The organism is Rubrimonas cliftonensis, from assembly GCF_900107585.1.
Classification (GTDB): domain Bacteria; phylum Pseudomonadota; class Alphaproteobacteria; order Rhodobacterales; family Rhodobacteraceae; genus Rubrimonas; species Rubrimonas cliftonensis.
The window spans coordinates 314,549-331,545 of the sequence record NZ_FNQM01000004.1; the positions used below are offsets into that span (position 1 = coordinate 314,549).

At 71.0% G+C, this 16,997-nt stretch carries 14 protein-coding genes; 4 read left to right on the forward strand and 10 right to left on the reverse strand.

All coding sequences use genetic code 11. The annotated features are described in order from the left end of the window. Positions 1–3 precede the first annotated feature (3 nt). Complete coding sequence (locus tag BLW43_RS09830) at positions 4–753, forward strand: DUF3108 domain-containing protein (RefSeq protein ID WP_093252458.1); 750 nt, start codon at positions 4–6, stop codon at positions 751–753. Positions 754–759: 6 nt separating this feature from the next. On the opposite strand, the gene BLW43_RS09835 is transcribed toward BLW43_RS09830, so the two are convergent. Then, a complete protein-coding gene (locus tag BLW43_RS09835) occupies positions 760–1,500 on the reverse strand; it encodes an SDR family NAD(P)-dependent oxidoreductase (RefSeq protein ID WP_093252460.1) in 741 nt (246 codons plus the stop codon). A gap of 73 nt (positions 1,501–1,573) precedes the next feature. Then, the gene (locus tag BLW43_RS09840; protein ID WP_093252463.1) at positions 1,574–3,661 is read right to left on the reverse strand and encodes a hypothetical protein; all 2,088 of its coding nucleotides are present in this window, start codon (positions 3,659–3,661) and stop codon (positions 1,574–1,576) included. Positions 3,662–3,867: 206 nt separating this feature from the next. Between BLW43_RS09840 and BLW43_RS09845 the strand changes: the two genes are divergently transcribed. Continuing rightward, positions 3,868–5,640, forward strand: a complete 1,773-nt coding sequence (locus tag BLW43_RS09845; protein WP_093252465.1) for an IlvD/Edd family dehydratase — start codon at positions 3,868–3,870, stop codon at positions 5,638–5,640. Positions 5,641–5,691: 51 nt separating this feature from the next. Here the strand turns inward: BLW43_RS09845 and BLW43_RS09850 are convergent, their stop codons facing one another. Then, complete coding sequence (locus BLW43_RS09850; protein WP_175478833.1) at positions 5,692–7,341, reverse strand: methyl-accepting chemotaxis protein; 1,650 nt, start codon at positions 7,339–7,341, stop codon at positions 5,692–5,694. Positions 7,342–7,634: 293 nt separating this feature from the next. On the opposite strand from BLW43_RS09850, the gene BLW43_RS09855 reads away from it, so the two are divergent. Then, positions 7,635–8,480, forward strand: coding sequence for a fumarylacetoacetate hydrolase family protein (locus BLW43_RS09855; protein ID WP_093252470.1), 846 nt, complete (start codon positions 7,635–7,637; stop codon positions 8,478–8,480). After that, positions 8,480–9,433, forward strand: coding sequence for a D-erythronate dehydrogenase (denD, locus tag BLW43_RS09860; RefSeq protein ID WP_093252472.1), 954 nt, complete (start codon positions 8,480–8,482; stop codon positions 9,431–9,433). Before BLW43_RS09855 ends, denD begins: the two co-directional genes overlap by 1 nt. Before the next feature lie 15 nt (positions 9,434–9,448). Here denD and BLW43_RS09865 read toward each other — a convergent pair whose 3' ends face one another. The 7 genes from BLW43_RS09865 to BLW43_RS09895 form a co-directional block, all read right to left on the reverse strand. Continuing rightward, entirely contained in the window at positions 9,449–10,039 is a 591-nt protein-coding gene (locus tag BLW43_RS09865) for a Uma2 family endonuclease (RefSeq protein ID WP_093252475.1), read from the reverse strand. A 24-nt stretch (positions 10,040–10,063) separates the two neighbouring features. Continuing rightward, positions 10,064–10,267 carry a hypothetical protein gene (locus BLW43_RS09870; RefSeq protein ID WP_093252476.1) on the reverse strand — a complete coding sequence of 68 codons (204 nt, stop codon included), beginning with the start codon at positions 10,265–10,267 and terminating at the stop codon, positions 10,064–10,066. Between the two features lie 147 nt (positions 10,268–10,414). Further along, positions 10,415–12,616 carry a 3-hydroxyacyl-CoA dehydrogenase NAD-binding domain-containing protein gene (locus BLW43_RS09875; protein WP_093252480.1) on the reverse strand — a complete coding sequence of 734 codons (2,202 nt, stop codon included), beginning with the start codon at positions 12,614–12,616 and terminating at the stop codon, positions 10,415–10,417. A gap of 33 nt (positions 12,617–12,649) precedes the next feature. After that, complete coding sequence (locus BLW43_RS09880; RefSeq protein WP_093252484.1) at positions 12,650–13,108, reverse strand: DUF6841 family protein; 459 nt, start codon at positions 13,106–13,108, stop codon at positions 12,650–12,652. Positions 13,109–13,115: 7 nt separating this feature from the next. Then, positions 13,116–14,327: an acetyl-CoA C-acetyltransferase gene (locus BLW43_RS09885; protein ID WP_093252487.1), complete on the reverse strand. Its 1,212-nt coding sequence runs from the start codon at positions 14,325–14,327 to the stop codon at positions 13,116–13,118. A gap of 214 nt (positions 14,328–14,541) precedes the next feature. After that, positions 14,542–16,332, reverse strand: coding sequence for an acyl-CoA dehydrogenase C-terminal domain-containing protein (locus BLW43_RS09890; RefSeq protein WP_093252489.1), 1,791 nt, complete (start codon positions 16,330–16,332; stop codon positions 14,542–14,544). Positions 16,333–16,470: 138 nt separating this feature from the next. Then, on the reverse strand, positions 16,471–16,890 hold the full coding sequence (locus BLW43_RS09895; RefSeq protein WP_093252492.1) for a MerR family transcriptional regulator: 420 nt from the start codon (positions 16,888–16,890) through the stop codon (positions 16,471–16,473). Between the last annotated feature and the right edge of the window lie 107 nt (positions 16,891–16,997).

Consider the following 16,997-nt stretch of genomic DNA (forward strand, 5'->3'; position numbering starts at 1 on the left):
TGGATGACTGCAGCCATGCGCGCCGCCCTGGCGCTGTTTCTTGCCGCGGCGGCGCCGGTTTCGGCGGAGACGCCGGCGCCGGAGACGGGCGCGCCCTTCGAGGCGTCCTACGAGGTGTACATCGGCGGCCTGAAGGTCGGCGCGCTGACCCTCGGCGTCGAGCGCGGCGGCGCGCGCTACGCCGCGAGCGCGCGGATGGAGGCGGCGGGGCTTGCGAGCTGGCTCTTTCCCGGCGCCGCGGAGGCGGAGGCGTTCGGCGCCGACACGCCGCGGGGGCTGGCGCCGGAGGCCTTTGTCGCCGACGGCCGCTTCGGCGACGCCGCCCAGCGCGTCGAGATGGATTTCGGCGCCACTGGGCTGGCGCTGGCGGCCGAGCCGCCGCTGCGCGCGCGCGACTACGACGCCGACCTCGCGGCGATGGGCGACGCGCTCGACCCGCTGAGCGCCGCCGTAGCCGCGCTGGCCCCCGCTCCGGCGGCGGCGGTCTGCGACCGGACGCTCAGCGTCTTCGACAGCCGGCGCCGCTTCGACCTGCTTCTCGGCCCGGCGGTCGAGAGCGGCGGCACGCTGCGCTGCGAGGGGCGCTTCCGGCGCGTCGCCGGCTACAAGGACAAGCACCTGCGCCAGCCCGACCAGCCGTTCACCGCGTGGTTCTCGGTCAACCAGGACGGCGCCGCGACCCTGATGCGGGCCCAGGCGCCGACCGATTTCGGCCACGCGGTCGCGGTGCGGCGCAGCGCGACGGGGCTTTGACGAAGCTCAGTAGGTCGCGCGGCCGCCGCTTAGGTCGAACACGCCGCCGGTGGTGAAGCTGTTCTCCGCCGAGCAGAGCCAGACGATCATCGCGGCGACCTCGTCGACCGTGACGAAGCGCCCGCGGGGGATCTTCGACAGCATGAAGGCGATGTGCTCCTCGGTCATCTGGTCGAAGATCGCGGTCTTCGCCGCGGCGGGCGTGACGCAGTTCACCGCGACGTCCCTGCCCGCAAGCTCCTTGCCGAGCGACTTGGTGAGCGCGATCACGCCGGCCTTTGCCGCGGAGTAGGCGCTGGCGTTGGGGTTGCCCTCCTTGCCCGCCACCGAGGCGACGTTGACCACGCGCCCGTAGCCGCGTTGCGCCATGCCCGGCGTCAGCGCCTTGAGGCAGTAGAAGACGGCGTTGAGGTCGACGTCGATCACGCGTCGCCAGTCCTCGGGCGCATAGTCGGCGACGGGCATGTTCGGCCCCGCGATCCCGGCGTTGCAAACGAGGATGTCCACCCCGCCGAGCTCGGCCTCGCTGCGGGCGCTGGCGGACTTCACCGCGTCCCAGTCGGTCAGCTCGACCTGTACGAAGCCGCACCCGATCGCCTCGGCGGCGGCCTCGGCGAGCCCGCGCTCGCGGTCCCAGATCAGAACCTTGGCGCCAGAGGCGACCATGCGCTCGGTCACGGCCCGCCCGATGCCCTGCGCGCCGCCGGTCACCACCGCGCGACGGCCCTCAAGATCGATCCTGTTCATTGTTCTTCTCCCCCCTGCTTGTCGGCGCGCCACTCTGGCGAAGCCGGGCCGGGGAGAGAAGGGGGGCGCCGCCTCAGCGCGTGACGCAGAAGGAGCGCGTCATCTCGCGTCGCGTGTTGACGGGAATGGCGACGTTGGCGTTCGGCGCGAAGTTGCGCAGGATCGTGCGCTCGGTCACGCCGTAGAAGATCGTGTAGCCGCAGACGTCGGGCAGGGCCGTGTCCGGCAGCGACTGGGCGCTCGCGACGGCGGTGTAGGCGGCCGAGAGGTTGAACGCCGTGGCCAGCGGGATGGCGTTCGAGCCCGGAGGCTGCGTGCCGGTCGCCGTCAGGTCGAGCCGCCCGCCGTCGAAGTTGCGCGACAGGACCGGCGTCGAGGCCACGGCGTGCCGGCCCACGACGTAGCCGCCGCTCCAGCTCAGGTCGTAGGCGAGGAAGTGGTCGTCGAAGGCGCGGCCCTGCAGGTCGAGCGTGACGTCGGCGCCTTCGCCCTCGATCGTGCACTGGTCGCCGATGGGCGCGGCGCCGCCGGCGAGATAGATGTCGAACCACATGTCGCCGGTGGCCGGGCTCAGCAGGTTGTTCGGCAGGTCGATGCGCTCGTTGTCGATGCGCACCTTGACGACGTTGCTGATGAAGGTCGGCCCGCCGCCGCCGACCGGGCGCATCTTCACCCGGATCAGCACGTCGCCCACCGAGGGGCCGCCGGGCGCCGCGTCGTCGTCCACAGGAAACGACACGGCGCTGTCCCACACCGCCAGCGCCGGGCCGTGGCCGAAGCCGCAGGGCGCCACGAGCCACCTCGAGTACTCCGACACCGCGAACCAGCCGTCGGCGTCCGAGGCGTAGACGTCGTTCGGCCCCGGCGGGCAGGGCGAGGCCGGCATCGGCCGCACGATCCGCCGCCAGGCCGCGCCCGACGAGAAGTTGGTCTCCGGGTGCGCGGCGACCTTCTGCATCGGCGTGTCGAAGCCGCCGCCGTCGTCGATCTCGACGCGATACTCGTAGTTGGCGAAGTCGGGGCAGTTCGCCGCGTCGGGCAGCGAGCCGATGATGCGGATGTCGCCGCCGAAGGGCCGGTCGTCGATCACGGTCTTGCCGTCGCCTGCGATGGGGCTGGCGTCGATGTCGGCGATGGCGACGTCGCTGATCCCGGTGATCCCCGGCGCGACGCAGTCCGCCACGCGCCCGGCGTGAAGGTGCAGCGCATCGAGCCCCATGTCGAAGCTGCGCGGCTCGAAGTTCCCGATGAGGTCGATGTTGCGCAGGTAGAGGTTCGGCCCCGGCGACAGCACGTCGCCGTCCGTGAACGTCGTGCGGCCGCGCCCGACGATCTCCGACGAGATGAGCTCGATCACCGTGTTCTCCAGCGGGTCGAGGCCCATCGTGTAGGCGTCGAGCCCATAGTCCACGCCGCGGTCCGGTATGCCCGCCGGCAGCATGGCGAAGAGCCCGGTCTGCGGACGCACGATCGCGCCGGTGCGCGCCGAGAGCAGGTCGCCGTCGAGAAAGAGCGGCTTGTCGCGCTCCGGGGCCGTGCCCTCGGTCGAGAACCAGACGTCCACGTCGAAGCTCTCGAACAGCTCCAGCAACAGTCCGGGGTTCTGGACGAAGGCGTCCCTTCCCGCGGCGCGGGCGCGCTCGGCGAAGCCGCGGACGCTCTCGGGCTCGCCCACGATCTGAAGCGCGTCGAGGCCGAGGTCGAGGCTGCGGCGCACGTCGAAGCGCTGCAGCAGCGCGACGTTGGGGATCGCCGCGCCGGTGTCGAACAGCAGGTCGCCGGCGGTGAACTGTCCGCCGTTGGGGCTGTCGAGTTCGGTGGAGAAGGCGATGAGGGACGGCTCGCTCTCGGCGTCCTCGCGCACGGCGTGGACGGCGTCGAGCCCGAGGTCGACGCCGTCGATGTCGAACCGGCGGATCAGCTCGGCGTTGCGGCGGCAGACCGTCGCGGCGCCGGAGGGCGCACGCGCCAGCAGATCACCGTCGGAGATCACGGGGCCGTCCGGCGGCGGGTTGAAGGCCTGGAAATCCTCGGAAGTGGAGTAGAGCAGGCCGACGCAGGATCGGGCGTCTTCCTGGGCGATGGCGAGCGATGGCGCCGCGGTCTGCGCGAGGGCGAATGCCGCCGCGCACGCGAACAGGCGCCGGCTGAGGCCGGGCATGGCGTGCTCCTTCTCGATGACGCGTTGCGGGGGCCGTCATGGCTTCCCTGACGTCACCCTAGGCCATCGGCGCGCCGCGGTGACGTCGCGCGGATGCACGAGACATGCGCGGCGGGGCGCCTCTTGACCGGGCGCCGTCGCCCAAGGCTTAATCGATTTAGAAACGCGGGATTTCCCGTGTCTGTCCCTTCGCCGGAGCAAGGCCCATGGCGCGCGACCGTCGCTTCCGCAGCCAGGAATGGTTCGACAATCCCGGCAATCCGGGCATGACGGCGCTCTATGTCGAGCGCTACCAGAACCACGGCTACACGCGGGAGGAGCTTCAGTCGGGCCGCCCGATGATCGGCATCGCCCAGACCGGCAGCGACCTCGCGCCCTGCAACAAGATCCACGTCTTCCTCGCCGAGCGCATGAAGATGGGGATCCGGGACGCCGGCGGCGTGCCCATCGAGTTCCCGGTGCATCCCATCCAGGAGACCGGCAAGCGACCGACCGCCGCGCTCGACCGCAACCTCGCCTATCTGGGACTGGTGGAGGTGCTGCACGGCTACCCGATCGACGGCGTGATCCTCACAACCGGCTGCGACAAGACCACGCCGGCGATGCTGATGGGCGCGGCAACCGTCGACCTGCCGGCGATCTGCCTCAACGGCGGGCCGATGCTCGACGGCTGGTGGCGCGGCAGGCTGGCGGGCTCGGGCACGATCATCTGGGAGAGCCGCCGGCTGCTTGGCGAGGGCCTCATCGACTACCCCGAGTTCATGGAGCGGGTCTGCGCCGCGGCGCCCTCGCTCGGCCACTGCAACACCATGGGCACGGCCTCGACCATGAACGCGCTGGCCGAGGCGCTGGGCATGATGCTGCCGGGCACGGCGCAGATCCCCGCGCCCTACAAGGCGCGCATGGACGCCGCCTACCACACCGGCCGACGCATCGTCGACATGGTCAAGGAGGATCTCCGGCCCTCCAAGATCATCACCCGCAAGGCGGTGGAGAACGCGATCATGGTCAACACCGCCATCGGCGGCTCGACCAATGCGCCGCCGCACATCGCCGCCATCGCGCGCCATGCGGGCGTCGAGATCAGCATCTGCGACTGGCAGGCCATCGGCTACGACCTGCCGCTGCTGGTGAACATGCAGCCCGCCGGCAGCCATCTCGGCGAGGGCTTCCACCGCGCGGGCGGCGTGGCGGCGGTTATGGGCGAGATGCGCGCGGCGGGCCTGCTGCACGGCGACGCGCTGACGGTCACGGGCGGCACCGTGGAGGACAATGTCGGCGCGCGCCGCTCGACAGACCGCGACGTGATCCGCCCCGTCTCCGAGCCGCTGCGCGAGAAGGCGGGCTTCCTCGTGCTGACCGGCAACCTTTTCGAGAGCGCGCTGATGAAGACCTCGGTGATCTCGGAGGATTTTCGCACCCGCTACCTTCAGCACCCCGGCGCGGAGGGCGTCCACGAGGCGCGCGCCATCGTGTTCGAGGGGCCGGAGGACTACCACCACCGCATCAACGACCCCTCCCTGCAGATCGCGGCGGACTGCATGCTGTTCATCCGCGGCGTCGGCCCGGTCGGCTATCCCGGCTCGGCGGAGGTGGTGAACATGCAGCCGCCGGACGCGCTGCTTCAGATGGGCGTCAACCACCTGCCTACGGTGGGGGACGGGCGGCAGTCGGGCACGTCGGAGTCGCCCTCGATCCTGAACGCCTCGCCCGAGGCCGCCATCGGCGGCGGGCTCGCCTTCATCAGGACCGGCGACCGCGTGAAGCTCGACCTCAACGCCGGGCGGCTCGACCTGCTGGTGGATGCGGCCGAGTTCGAGGCCCGGCGCGCGGCGTGGTCGCCGCCGGACCTGAGGAACCAGACGCCGTGGCAGGAGCTCTACCGAGCCCATGTCGGCCAGCTGTCGGACGGCGGTTGCCTGGAGTTCGCCACCGCCTACCGGCGGGCCGCCGAGGCATTGCCGCGCGACAACCACTGAGCACCTGCGCGGGGCGTCGCCGCCTGCAGGGGCGCGAGGGCGTCGGCGTGCTCAGGCGGCCAGCGCGCTGCGCTCTTGCCGGCTCTCGCGGAACCCGGCGACAAGTCCGTTGAGCTCCGCCGCCTGCGCCTGAAGCGCGCGCGTGTCGTTCGACAGGCGGTCGGCCATCGCCGCGTTCTCCTGGGTGATCGTGTCAAGCTGGCGCAGGCTGGCGGACACCTCGGTGACGCCCGACGCCTGCTCGGTGGACGCCTGGGAAATCTCGGTGAACGCGGCGAGCGCCTCGCGGATCGCCTCCGACGTCAGGCCGAGCGCGCCGCCCGTCCGCTCGACCACCTCAACACCGCGGTCGATGTGCCCGCGGCTTTCGTCCGCCAGCTTGGCGATGTCGCTGGCCGCCTTGCCGCTGCGCTGGGCGAGGTCGCGCACCTCCGCGGCGACCACCGCGAAGCCGCGCCCGGCCTCGCCGGCGCGCGCCGCCTCGACGCTGGCGTTGAGCGCGAGCAGGTTGGTCTGCGAGGCGATGGTGGTGATGACGCCGCTGATCTCGCCGATGCGCCCGGCGACGCTGCGGATCGAGCGCATCGCCTCGGTCGCCGCGCTGGCGGCCTCCCGCGCCGCCGCCGTCCGCTCCGCGGCGTCCTCGGACGTCGTCCGCGCGGCCCTGGCCGACCCGGCGCTGTTGGCCGCGGTGACGCTGATCTGCTCCATCGTCGCTGAGGTCTCCTCCAGCGACGCCGCCTGGCTTTCGCTGCGGCTCGACAGCGAGGTGGCGCCGTCGTCGATGGCGTCCGCGCTCGCCGAGACCTTGACGGATAGCGCGCGAATCGCGCCGACCATCTCCCGCAGGCGGTCGACGGTGGCGTTGAAGGCTTCAAACAGGACGGTGAACTCGGGATCAGGCCGTTCGGCGATGGCGACGTCCAGCGCGCCGTCCGCCAGGTCGCCGAGCCTGTCGCGCAGCAGTTGCTGGGCCGTGACGCGCCCGGTGATGTCGGTGGCGAACTTCACCACCTTCACGGTCTTGCCCCGCGCGTCGAGGATCGGCGTGTAGGTCGCCTGGATGAAGATGTCCTTCCCAGACTTGGTGATCCGTCGGAACTGGCCCTGTTGCGGTTGGCCGTCGGCGAGGTCGCGCCATAGTCTCGCGTAATCCGGCGACCGGGCCTCCTCCGGATCGACGAAAATGCGGTGGTGTCTGCCGACGATCTCCGCTTCGGCGTAGCCGATCCCGGCGAGGAAGTTTTCGTTGGCTGTCAGGATCTCGCCGCAGGGCTTGAATTCGATCACCGCCTGGCTGCGCGATATCGCGGCGAGCTGGGCGGCGGCGTCGCCGAGGACAAGTTGGGACGCGGTGACGTCGAGCGCGACCTTGATGACGCTGAGCACCCGGCCGCGCCGGTCCTTCACCGGCGCGTAGCTCGCTTCGAGCCAGAGCGGCGAGCCGTCCTTCCTGCGTCGCTCGAACAGGCCCGAAACCGGCTCGCCGCGGCCGAGCGTCGCCCAGAACTTGGCGTAGCAGGCGGATTGCGCGGCGCCGTCCGGCATGAACATGCGATGGTGGCGGCCGGTGATCTCGTCTTCGCTGAAGCCGCTCGCGCTGAGGAAATTCGCGTTCGCGCGAAGGATGGCGCCGTCGGGCGAGAACTCGATGACGGCGAAGGCGCCATCCACCGCCGCCATGTTCTGGGCATCGTCCAAGTCGTTTCCGAACCATTTACGCACGTCGGCCTCCTGAAATGCCGGGATCATGCATGATGCTTTCGCCGAGTTTCCATTGCCAATTGTTTAACGCGATCTGGATGTTTTCCCGATTTGACCGTCTTCGACGAGGCCGGGCCGCGACGAGCGCGCTGTCGGCGCCGCAGGAGGTTCCCGCTGGCGCCTGATGCTTCGCCCGGTTCAGGGCGGCCTCCGGCGCTTGGCGATGCCGGGCCATCGTGCTTTACCGGAGACGGGAAGGGGCGCGGCGGCGCCTGACGGGAGGGAAAAACATGAAACTGTTGCGCTTCGGGAATGCGGGCGAAGAGAAGCCGGGAATGCTCGACGCCGAGGGCCGTGTCCGCGACCTGTCGGGTCGCTGCGCCGACTTCAACGGCGCGGGCGTGTCGCTCGCCGCCATCGAGGCGATCCGCGCCCTGGATCCGTCGAGCCTGCCGCTGGTCGAGGGCGCGCCGCGCATCGGCCCCTGCGTGGCGGATACGCCGAACTTCTGGTGCATCGGCCTCAACTACGCCCGCCACGCCGCGGAGACCGGGGCGAAGCCGCCGGCCGAGCCGATCTTGTTCAACAAGGCGACCTCGACCATCGCCGGGCCGAACGATCCGGTGACGATCCCGAAGGACAGCGTGAAGTCCGACTGGGAGGTTGAGCTTGGCGTCGTCATCGGCGCGCCCTGCAGCCATGTGTCCGAGGCCGACGCGCTGAAGCATGTCGCCGGCTACTGCGTGATCAACGACCTCTCCGAGCGCGAGTGGCAGGTCGAGAAGGGCGGCCAGTGGGTCAAGGGCAAATCCGCCCCCGGCTTCGCGCCCATCGGCCCATGGCTCGTCACGACCGACGAGATCGCCGACCCGCAGAACCTGCCGCTGTGGCTGGAGCTGAACGGGCGCAAGGTGCAGGACAGCAGCACCTCGGACATGATCTTCGGCGTCGCCCATATCGTCAGCTACATGAGCCGCTTCATGACGCTGCGCACCGGGGACGTCATCGCCACCGGCACGCCGGAGGGCGTGGGCATGGGCATGAAGCCGCAGGTCTTCCTCAAGCCCGGCGACACGATGAAGCTCGGCATCGCGGGCCTCGGCGAGCAGATGCAGGTCGCGAAGGCGTTCGGCTGATGCGCGCGCTGATCCTTGGCGGCGGCGGCTTTCTCGGCCGCAAGCTCGCCGGCGCGCTCGCGGCGCGGGGAAGTCTCCGCGGCGCGGCGATCTCGCGGCTGGCGCAGGTCGATCTCGCCGCGCCGGAGCCGGTGTCCGGCGCCGAGGGTCTGGCGCTCGACATCACCGACCGCGCCGCGACGGCTGCGCTGCTGGGGCAGGGGTGGGACGCGATCTTCCACCTCGCCGCGGTGGTGTCCGGCCAGGCCGAGGCGGAGCTGGAGACGGGTCTCGCCGTGAACCTGCAGGGCTCGCTCAACGTGCTGGAGGGCGCGCGCGCCGCCGGCGGGGCGCCGGTTCTCGTCTTCGCCTCGTCGGTGGCGGTCTATGGCGGCGACGTGCCCGACCCGCTGCACGATTTCGTCGCGCTGCAGCCGCAGACCTCCTACGGCGCGCAGAAGGCGGCGGTCGAGCTGCTGGTCAGCGACCACGCCCGCCGCGGGCTGATCGACGGGCGCTCGGTGCGGCTGCCGACGGTGACGGTGCGGCCGGGCAAGCCCAACGCGGCGGCGTCGTCCTTCATGTCGTCGATCTTCCGCGAGCCGTTGCAGGGCCAGACCGCGAACTGCCCGGTGGGCGAGGACTACCCGATCTGGCACTGCTCGCCGCGCGTGGTGATCCGCAACCTGATCCACGCCGCGGAGGTCGACGGCGCGGCGCTGGGCGCGACCCGCGCCTTCGCGCTGCCGGGGCGGCGCGACACCGTGGGCGAGATGATCGCGGCGATGACGCGGGTGGCCGGGCCGGAGGCCGCGACGCGCATCACATGGGAGCGCGACCCGGTGATCGAGCGCATCGTCATGGGCTGGCGCGCCGGGCTTCGCCCCGACCACGCGCTGCGCCTCGGCTTCGTCGCCGACGCGAGCTTCGAGGACAACATCCGCGGGTTCCTGGAGGACGACGTCGCCGCCTGACGGGACGGCCCGCGCTCAGGCTGAGACGAACAGATCCTCCGCGCGGATCGTCATCGCCACGCCGCCGAGCTCGACCACCCCGCCGAGCTCGACCACGCCTGACCGCAGCACGCGCGACTCGATCAGCACGCCGCTCTCCGGCGTCGGGCCGGCGGCGCGGCTGTGCTGGATCAGCAGCCTGCGCTCGACATCCACGAGCAGGTAGTGCCGCACGCTGGGCAGGCTGAAGTAGTCGGAGAGCTTGCGCGCGGTGTCGACCGAAATCTGGAGCGGGCTGAGCACGTCGCAGATGACGACCGGCGTATCGGCCTGCACGCCGAGCTGGCCCATGCCGCCGCCGCTCAGCAGCGCCACGTCGGCGGGATAGACCGTGGTGGCGTTCACGACGATCGGCGAGCCGTCGGCCAGCACGGTGCCGGCGGCGCCCGACAGGCGCATCGCGGTCCGCAGGGCGATGGCGACGTCCTCGCGCGCGCGCAGCGCCGCGAGCGTATGGGCGCCGATCGCCACCACGCATCCGTCCACGAGCGCGTGGCGGCGCACTTCGGGCTGGGTGATGACCCAGTCTATGAATTCGGGCGCGGTAGTTCTTGCGTTTGGGCGCATGATGCCCTCCACGGCTGGTGGGGCCTAAAGGATGATCTTGTTGCGCGGGCGCGTGCGCCGAGCCTTGGCGGAGCCGCGGCATCCGCGTCCCACTGTCCTGCCCAGCCGCTGTGCGAGGCGTGCGGTCGTCTGTATGCCGCCCAAAAGGACGAAGCAGATGATCAGATAGGCAACGCAAACCGCTGCTGCGATAAAGAACAGTGCGGCCGCGTCCAAGTCGAGCGCCATGATTTCCAGTCTCCTGCGGGCGCGAGCGACTCGCTGTCCTGGCAAAGACAGTGCCGCCGATCTCGCCCGCAGGCTGTAGGATTTCTCACAAATGCCGCGTTAAGAGCGGTTCGGTAGCAAGAAATTTAGCTGGAAGCCGGCCGGGACTCAGGCGGCGCGCGCCGTCGCCGTGGCGCGGAGGCGGCCGCCCGCCGCCGCCGTCTCGCGCAGGAGCGCCGGCGCCGCGAAGCGCGCGCCGCAGCGCGCCGCGAGGTCGTCGCAGATGGCGACTACGCGGGCCGGGCCGGTCATGTCGATCCACGAGAACGGCCCGCCCGACCACGGCGCGAAGCCCCAGCCCAGGATCGCGCCGACATCGCCCTCGCGCATGTCGGTCAGCACGCCCTCCTCATAGGCGCGCACGGCCTCCAGCGCCTGCGCCAGCATCAGGCGGTTCTGCACGTCCTCCAGCGGCGGCTGCTCGGGGGCGTGCGGGTGCATCCCGGCCAGCCCCGGCCAGAAGCCCAGCCGCTTGCCCCTGTCGTCGTAGTCGTAGAGGCCTTTGCCGTTCTTGCGGCCCTTGCGGCCGTGCGTCTCCACCAGCGCCTCGAGCAGCGCGTCGGCGGGGTTCTCCGGGTCGGCGTCCCCCGTGGCGGCCTTCGTGGCGCGGGCGATGGAGAGCCCCAGCTCCAGCGAGGTCTCGTCGGTGAGCTGCAGCGGGCCCACCGGCATCCCCAGCATCTTCGCGGCGTTGTCGATCAGCGAGGGCGCCATGCCCTCGGCGATCATCCGCAGCCCCTCGTTGATGTAGGGGATGATGCAGCGGTTGGCGTAGAAGAACCGCGCGTCGTTGACGACGATCGGCGTCTTGCGAAGCTGGCGCACGAAGTCGAGCGCCTTGGCCACCGCGACGTCGCCGGTCTGCGCGCCCTTGATGATCTCGACCAGCATCATCTTGTGCACCGGCGAGAAGAAATGGATGCCGATGAAGCGCGCGGGGTCGCGGCTGGCCCTGGCCAGTTCGCCGATCGGCAGGGTGGAGGTGTTGGTGGCGAACACGGCGTTCCCGCCGAGATGCGCCTCGGCCTTGGCGGTGGCCTCGGCCTTGATCCTCGGATCCTCGAACACCGCCTCCACCACGAGGTCGCAGCCCTGCAGCGCGGCGTAGTCGGGGGTGGCGGTCAGCCGCGCGAGCGTGGCGGCCCTGCCGTCGGCGTCGAGCCGCCGGGCCTTCACCGCGCCGTCGCAGAGGCTCTCCACGGTGGCGCGGCCGCGCTCGGCGGCGGCCGCGTCGCGGTCGATCAGCACGACCTCCATGCCGGCCAGCAGCGAGACATAGGCGACGCCGGCGCCCATCATCCCCGCGCCGAGCACGCCGAGCTTCCTAACCGTCTGGTCGGGCACGTCGAACGGGCGCGAGGCGCCCTTCTCCAGCGCCTGCTTGTCGATGAAGAGCGAGCGGATCATCGCCTCGGAGGACGGGTTCATCAGCACGGAGGTGAACCAGCGCGCCTCGATGCGGATGGCGGTGTCGAAATCCACCAGCGCGCCCTCGTAGACCGCGCTCAGCATCGCCTTGGGCGCGGGATAGGCGCCCCTGCTCTTGCCGTGGGTCATGGCGACGGCGCCGAGGAAGACGGGGAAGCCGGCGGGCGTGTAGGGCGCGCCGCCGGGCAGCTTGTAGCCCTTCTGGTCCCACGGCTTGACGGCCGCCGCCTCGCCGGCCCCGCGCGCCCAGGCCTTCGCCGTCTCCAGCAGGGCGTCGGGCGGCGTCACCTCGTCGATCAGGCCCGCGGACTTCGCGCGGGCGGGGTCCGGCGTCTTGCCCTCCAGCAGGAACGGCGCGGCGGCCATCACGCCCATCATCCGGACGAGCCGCGTCGTGCCGCCGGCGCCGGGGAAGATGCCGACGAGTATCTCGGGCAGGCCGATCTTCGCCTTCGGGTTGTCGGCGGCGAAGCGGCGGTGGCAGGCGAGGCCGAGCTCAAGCCCTATGCCCATCGCTGTGCCGGGGCTCGCCCAGGCGAAGGGCTTGCCGCCCTTGCCGGTCTTGGGGTCGGCGCCGGCGCGCTCGATCTTGCGCAGCACGCCGTGCAGCTGCATCACGAAGCCGAAGATGGCGGCGGCCGGGTCGGCGCCGGCGCGCTCCTTCATCGTCGCGATCACGCCGAGGTCCATGCCGCCGGCGAAGTCGCGCTTGCCCGACGCGATCACCGCGCCGCGAACCTCCGGGTCGGCCAGCGCGCGGTCAACGCAGGCGTCGAGCTGCGCGACGCCGTCGAGCGTGAGCACGTTCATCGACGCGCCGGGCAGATCCCAAGCGATCACGGCGACGCCGTCATCCACGCTGTAGCTGAAGATCTCGGTCATGGCTGCTCTCCCGCCGGCGCACCGGCCCTGTTTTCAGGTCTTGCCGCGCCGCGCTTCGGCGACCTGGCTGGTGAGTTGATGATACCAGGCGCTGATGAGCGGGTCGCGCCGGCGCTCCTCGTTGTGGGCCACCACGGCGGCGATGCGCGCGCCGCCCATGGTGCGGCGGACGGCGTAGGTCACGTCGACGGCGGCGACTTCCTCGCCGATCTCGTTCAGCGGCCGCCAGGTGAGGCTGACCATGTGCATCCCGGGGTCGAAGCCGTCGATGCGCAGGCCGCCGATGGCGATAGTTCTCATGCCGGCCCAGCGATAGGTGTCGATGATCTTGGTGATCTCCGCATGCAGCACGCGCGCCTCAGTCACCATCACGGTGCGGTCCGGCCGGATCACCGGCAGGGGCAGGCGATAGGCGGCGACCACCGACTCGATGTCGCCCTCTCCGAGCGACTTGCGGTAGCCCTCGATGAAGGTCTCGATCTCGCGCGCCATCGGCGCCTCAGACCCGCTCGATGATCGTCGCGGCGCCCATGCCCGACGCGACGCAGAGCGTGGCGAGCGCCACGCCCCCGCCGCTGCGCTCCAGCTCCTCCAGCGCGGCGCCGAGGATCATGGCGCCGGTGGCGCCCAGAGGGTGGCCCATGGCGATGGCGCCGCCGTTCACGTTGACCTTTTCGTGGGGCGCGTCGAACGCCTGCATGAAGCGCAGCACGACGCTGGCGAAGGCCTCGTTGACCTCGAACAGGTCGATGTCGCCGATCGCCATGCCGGCCTGCTTCAGGATCTTCTCGGTGACGGGCACCGGGCCGGTGAGCATGATCGTCGGCTCGGCGCCGATGCGGGCCGTGGCGCGGATGCGCGCGCGCGGCTTCAGGCCCATGCGCTCGCCTGCTTCCCTGGAGCCGACCAGCAGCGCCGCGGCGCCGTCGACGATGCCCGAGGAGTTGCCGGCGTGGTGAACATGGTCGATGCGCTCGATCTCGGGGTAGCGCATCAGCGCCACCGCGTCGAAGCCGGGCATGACCTCGCCCATCTCCCTGAAGGCGGGTTTCAGCGCGCCGAGCGACTGCATGTCGGTCTCGGGCCGCATGTGCTCGTCGCGGTCGAGGATCTTCACGCCGTTCTGGTCGCGCACCGGCACCACCGCGCGGTCGAAGCGGCCCTCGTTCCAGGCGCGGGCGGCGCGCTTCTGGCTCTCGACGGCGTAGGCGTCCACGTCATCGCGGGAGAAGCCGTATTTCGTGGCGATGAGGTCGGCGCTGATCCCCTGCGGCACGAAATAGCTGTTCATCGCGAGGTAGGGATCGACGCCGATCGCGAAGCCGTCAGAGCCCATGGGCACGCGGCTCATGCTCTCCACTCCGCCGGCGACGTAGAGATCCCCGGCGCCGCCGCGGATCTGGTTCGCGGCGAGGTTCACCGCCTCCAGGCCGCTGGCGCAGAAGCGGTTGATGTGCAGGCCGGGGCACGCGTCGTCGTAGCCGGCGTAGAGCGCGGCGGAGCGCGCGATCTCGCCGCCCTGCTCGCCGACGGCCGTCACGCAGCCGAGGATGACGTCCTCGACCTGTGCGGTGTCGAGGTCGTTGCGGTCGCGGATCGCGCAGAGCGCCCCGGCGGCGAGCCTCAGCGCCGTGACCTCGTGCAGCGCGCCGTCCCTGCGGCCCTTGCCGCGCGGCGTGCGCACGGCGTCGAAGATGTAGGCGTCGGTCATTGGTTGCGTAGCTCCGCTGTCACGGGGTCGATGAAGCGATCGTCGGTCCTTGCGGCGCAGCCGTCGATCTCGTCGCATTTCCTGAACCCGCGGGCGCCGGCCTCGTCCGGCGGCGGCCGCAGACCCTTCGCGGCGTGTTCCGCGTCGCCGGCCCCGCGCCTTCCACGCTACAGCGAATGCGGCGGCGCGTGTAGGGCGGGCGGCCGCGCGCGCTTCAGAACGCCTCGGCGGGCAGGTCCATCACCGGGCCTGCGCCGGAGCGGATGCGCGCGAGGCGCACCGCGGTCTCGGGCAGCAGCCGGCTCATGTAGTAGCGCCCCGTCCGCAGCTTGTTGGCGTAGAAGTCGGCGTCGTCCGTCCCGGCGTCGAGCGCGGCGTGGGCGGCCTTCGCCATCATCGCCCAGGCGTGGCCGATGGCGACATGGCCGAACAGGTGCATGAAGTCCGACGAGCCGGCCAGCGCGGCATCGGGGTTCTTCATCCCCTCCGACATGAAGTACTCCGCCGCCGCCTGGAGATCCTTCGACGCGGCCTTGAGCGGGTCGAGGTAATCCTGCTTCAGCGCCTCATGGCCCTCGTTCTCCTTCAGGAAGGCGCGGATCATGCCGAAATAGGCCATGATCGGCTGGCCGCCCTTCATCGCGAGCTTGCGGCCCACGAGGTCGAGCGCCTGGATGCCGTTGGCGCCCTCGTAGATCATGGCGATGCGGGCGTCGCGGACGAACTGCTCCATGCCCCACTCGGCGATGTAGCCGTGCCCGCCCAGCACCTGCTGCGCCTTCACGGTGAGGTCGAAGCCCGTGTCGGTCAGCACGCCCTTCAGCACCGGGATCAGCAGCGCGATCATGTCGGCGGCCTTCTCGCGCTCGGCGGCGTCGGCGTGGCGGTGCTCGGCGTCGATCAGCGTGGAGCCGAACAGCATGAAGGCGCGGGCGCCCTCGATCCACGCCTTCTGGTCGAGCAGCAGGCGGCGCACGTCGGGGTGCACGATCAGCGGGTCGGCGGGCTTGTCGGGCGCCGCGGCGCCGGTGACGGCGCGGCCCTGCAGCCGGTCCTTCGCATAGGCCGTGGCGTTCTGGTAGGCGATGGTCGCCTGGCCGAGACCCTGCATGGCGACGAGGATGCGCGCCTCGTTCATCATCGTGAACATCGCGCGCAGGCCCTTGTTCGCCTCGCCCACCAGCCAGCCCTGCGCGCCGTCGAAATTCATGACGCAGGTGGCGTTGCCGTGGATGCCCATCTTCTCCTCGACCTTGCCGCAGGAGACGCCGTTGCGGGCGCCGAGCGAGCCGTCGGGGTTGACGAGGAACTTCGGGCAGACGAACAGCGAGATGCCCTTCACCCCCTCCGGCGCGCCCGGAATGCGCGCGAGGACGAGGTGGACGATGTTCTCGGCGCAGTCGTGCTCGCCGGCGGAGATGAAGATCTTCTGGCCGGTTAGACGATAGGAGCCGTCCTCCTGCGGCTCGGCCCTCGTGCGCAGCAGGCCGAGGTCGGTGCCGCAGTGGGGCTCCGTCAGGTTCATGGTGCCGGTCCACTCGCCGGAGGTGAGCTTGGGCAGGTAGGTCGCCTTCTGCTCCGGCGCGCCATGCTTGTGGATCGCGGAATAGGCCCCGTGGGTGAGGCCGTTATACATCATCAGCGCCATGTTGGCGGCGGACTGCATCTCGCCCACCGCGAGCGCTATGACGTTCGGCAGGCCCTGGCCGCCGAACTCGGGGTCGCATTCGAGCGAGGGCCAGCCGCCCTCGCGCAGCGCGTCGAGCGCCTCGCGGAAGCCCGGCGGCGTGCGCACCACGCCGTTCTCCAGCACGCAGCCGGCGTCTCCGACGGCGTTGAGCGGCATCAGGACGTCGGCGGCGAGCTTGCCGGCCTCCTCCAGCACCGCGCCGGTGAAGTCCGGCGTCAGGTCGGCGTAGCCCTCGATCTCGGCGCGCTGGTCGATGCGCAGCGTCTCATGGAGGACGAAGCGGAAGTCGCGGAGCGGCGGCGTGTAGGCGGGCATGGCGGCTCTCTCTGGGTTCGGGGCGTGCGCGCCGTCGGGCGGCGACGGCGCGCGACCGTTTCGGATGGTTCATGCGCCCGGTCGCCGCGCCGGCGGGATCGGGAGTGGGCCGCGGGCCTCCGGGCGCTTCGGCCGGCGCTATTCGGCGGCCTCGGCGCGGCCCCTGTCGGCGAGCATCCGCTCGACGAGGCCGATCTGGCCCTTCAGTTCGTCGATGGCGGCGTCCAGTTCGAGGCGCTGGGCCTGCATGGCGGCGAGGCGCTCGACCGCGCGCTCCAGCGTCGCGGCGAGCTGCCGGCGCTGCCCGTCCTGCGGGTCGTATAGCTCCAGCAGCTCCTGGATGTCGTCGAGGCTGAACCCGAAGCGCTTGCCGCGCAGGATCAGCTTGAGGCGCGCGCGGTCCCGCGCCGTGAACAGGCGGCGCTGGCCTTCGCGGATCGGCGCGATGAGGTTGCGCTGCTCATAGAAGCGCAGCGTGCGCGGCGTCACGTCGAACGCCTCGCACATCTGGCCTATGGTCATGACGCCGTGGGCGTCGAGGGAGAGTGACTGTTTCATGGGAAGTGAGATAGCTTACGCTTACGTTCACGTCAAGTGATTGGCGGCGGCGTCTTGGCCGGCGTCGCGCCGCCCGGCATAAGGGCGCGGGTGCGGGCGCGGGGCGT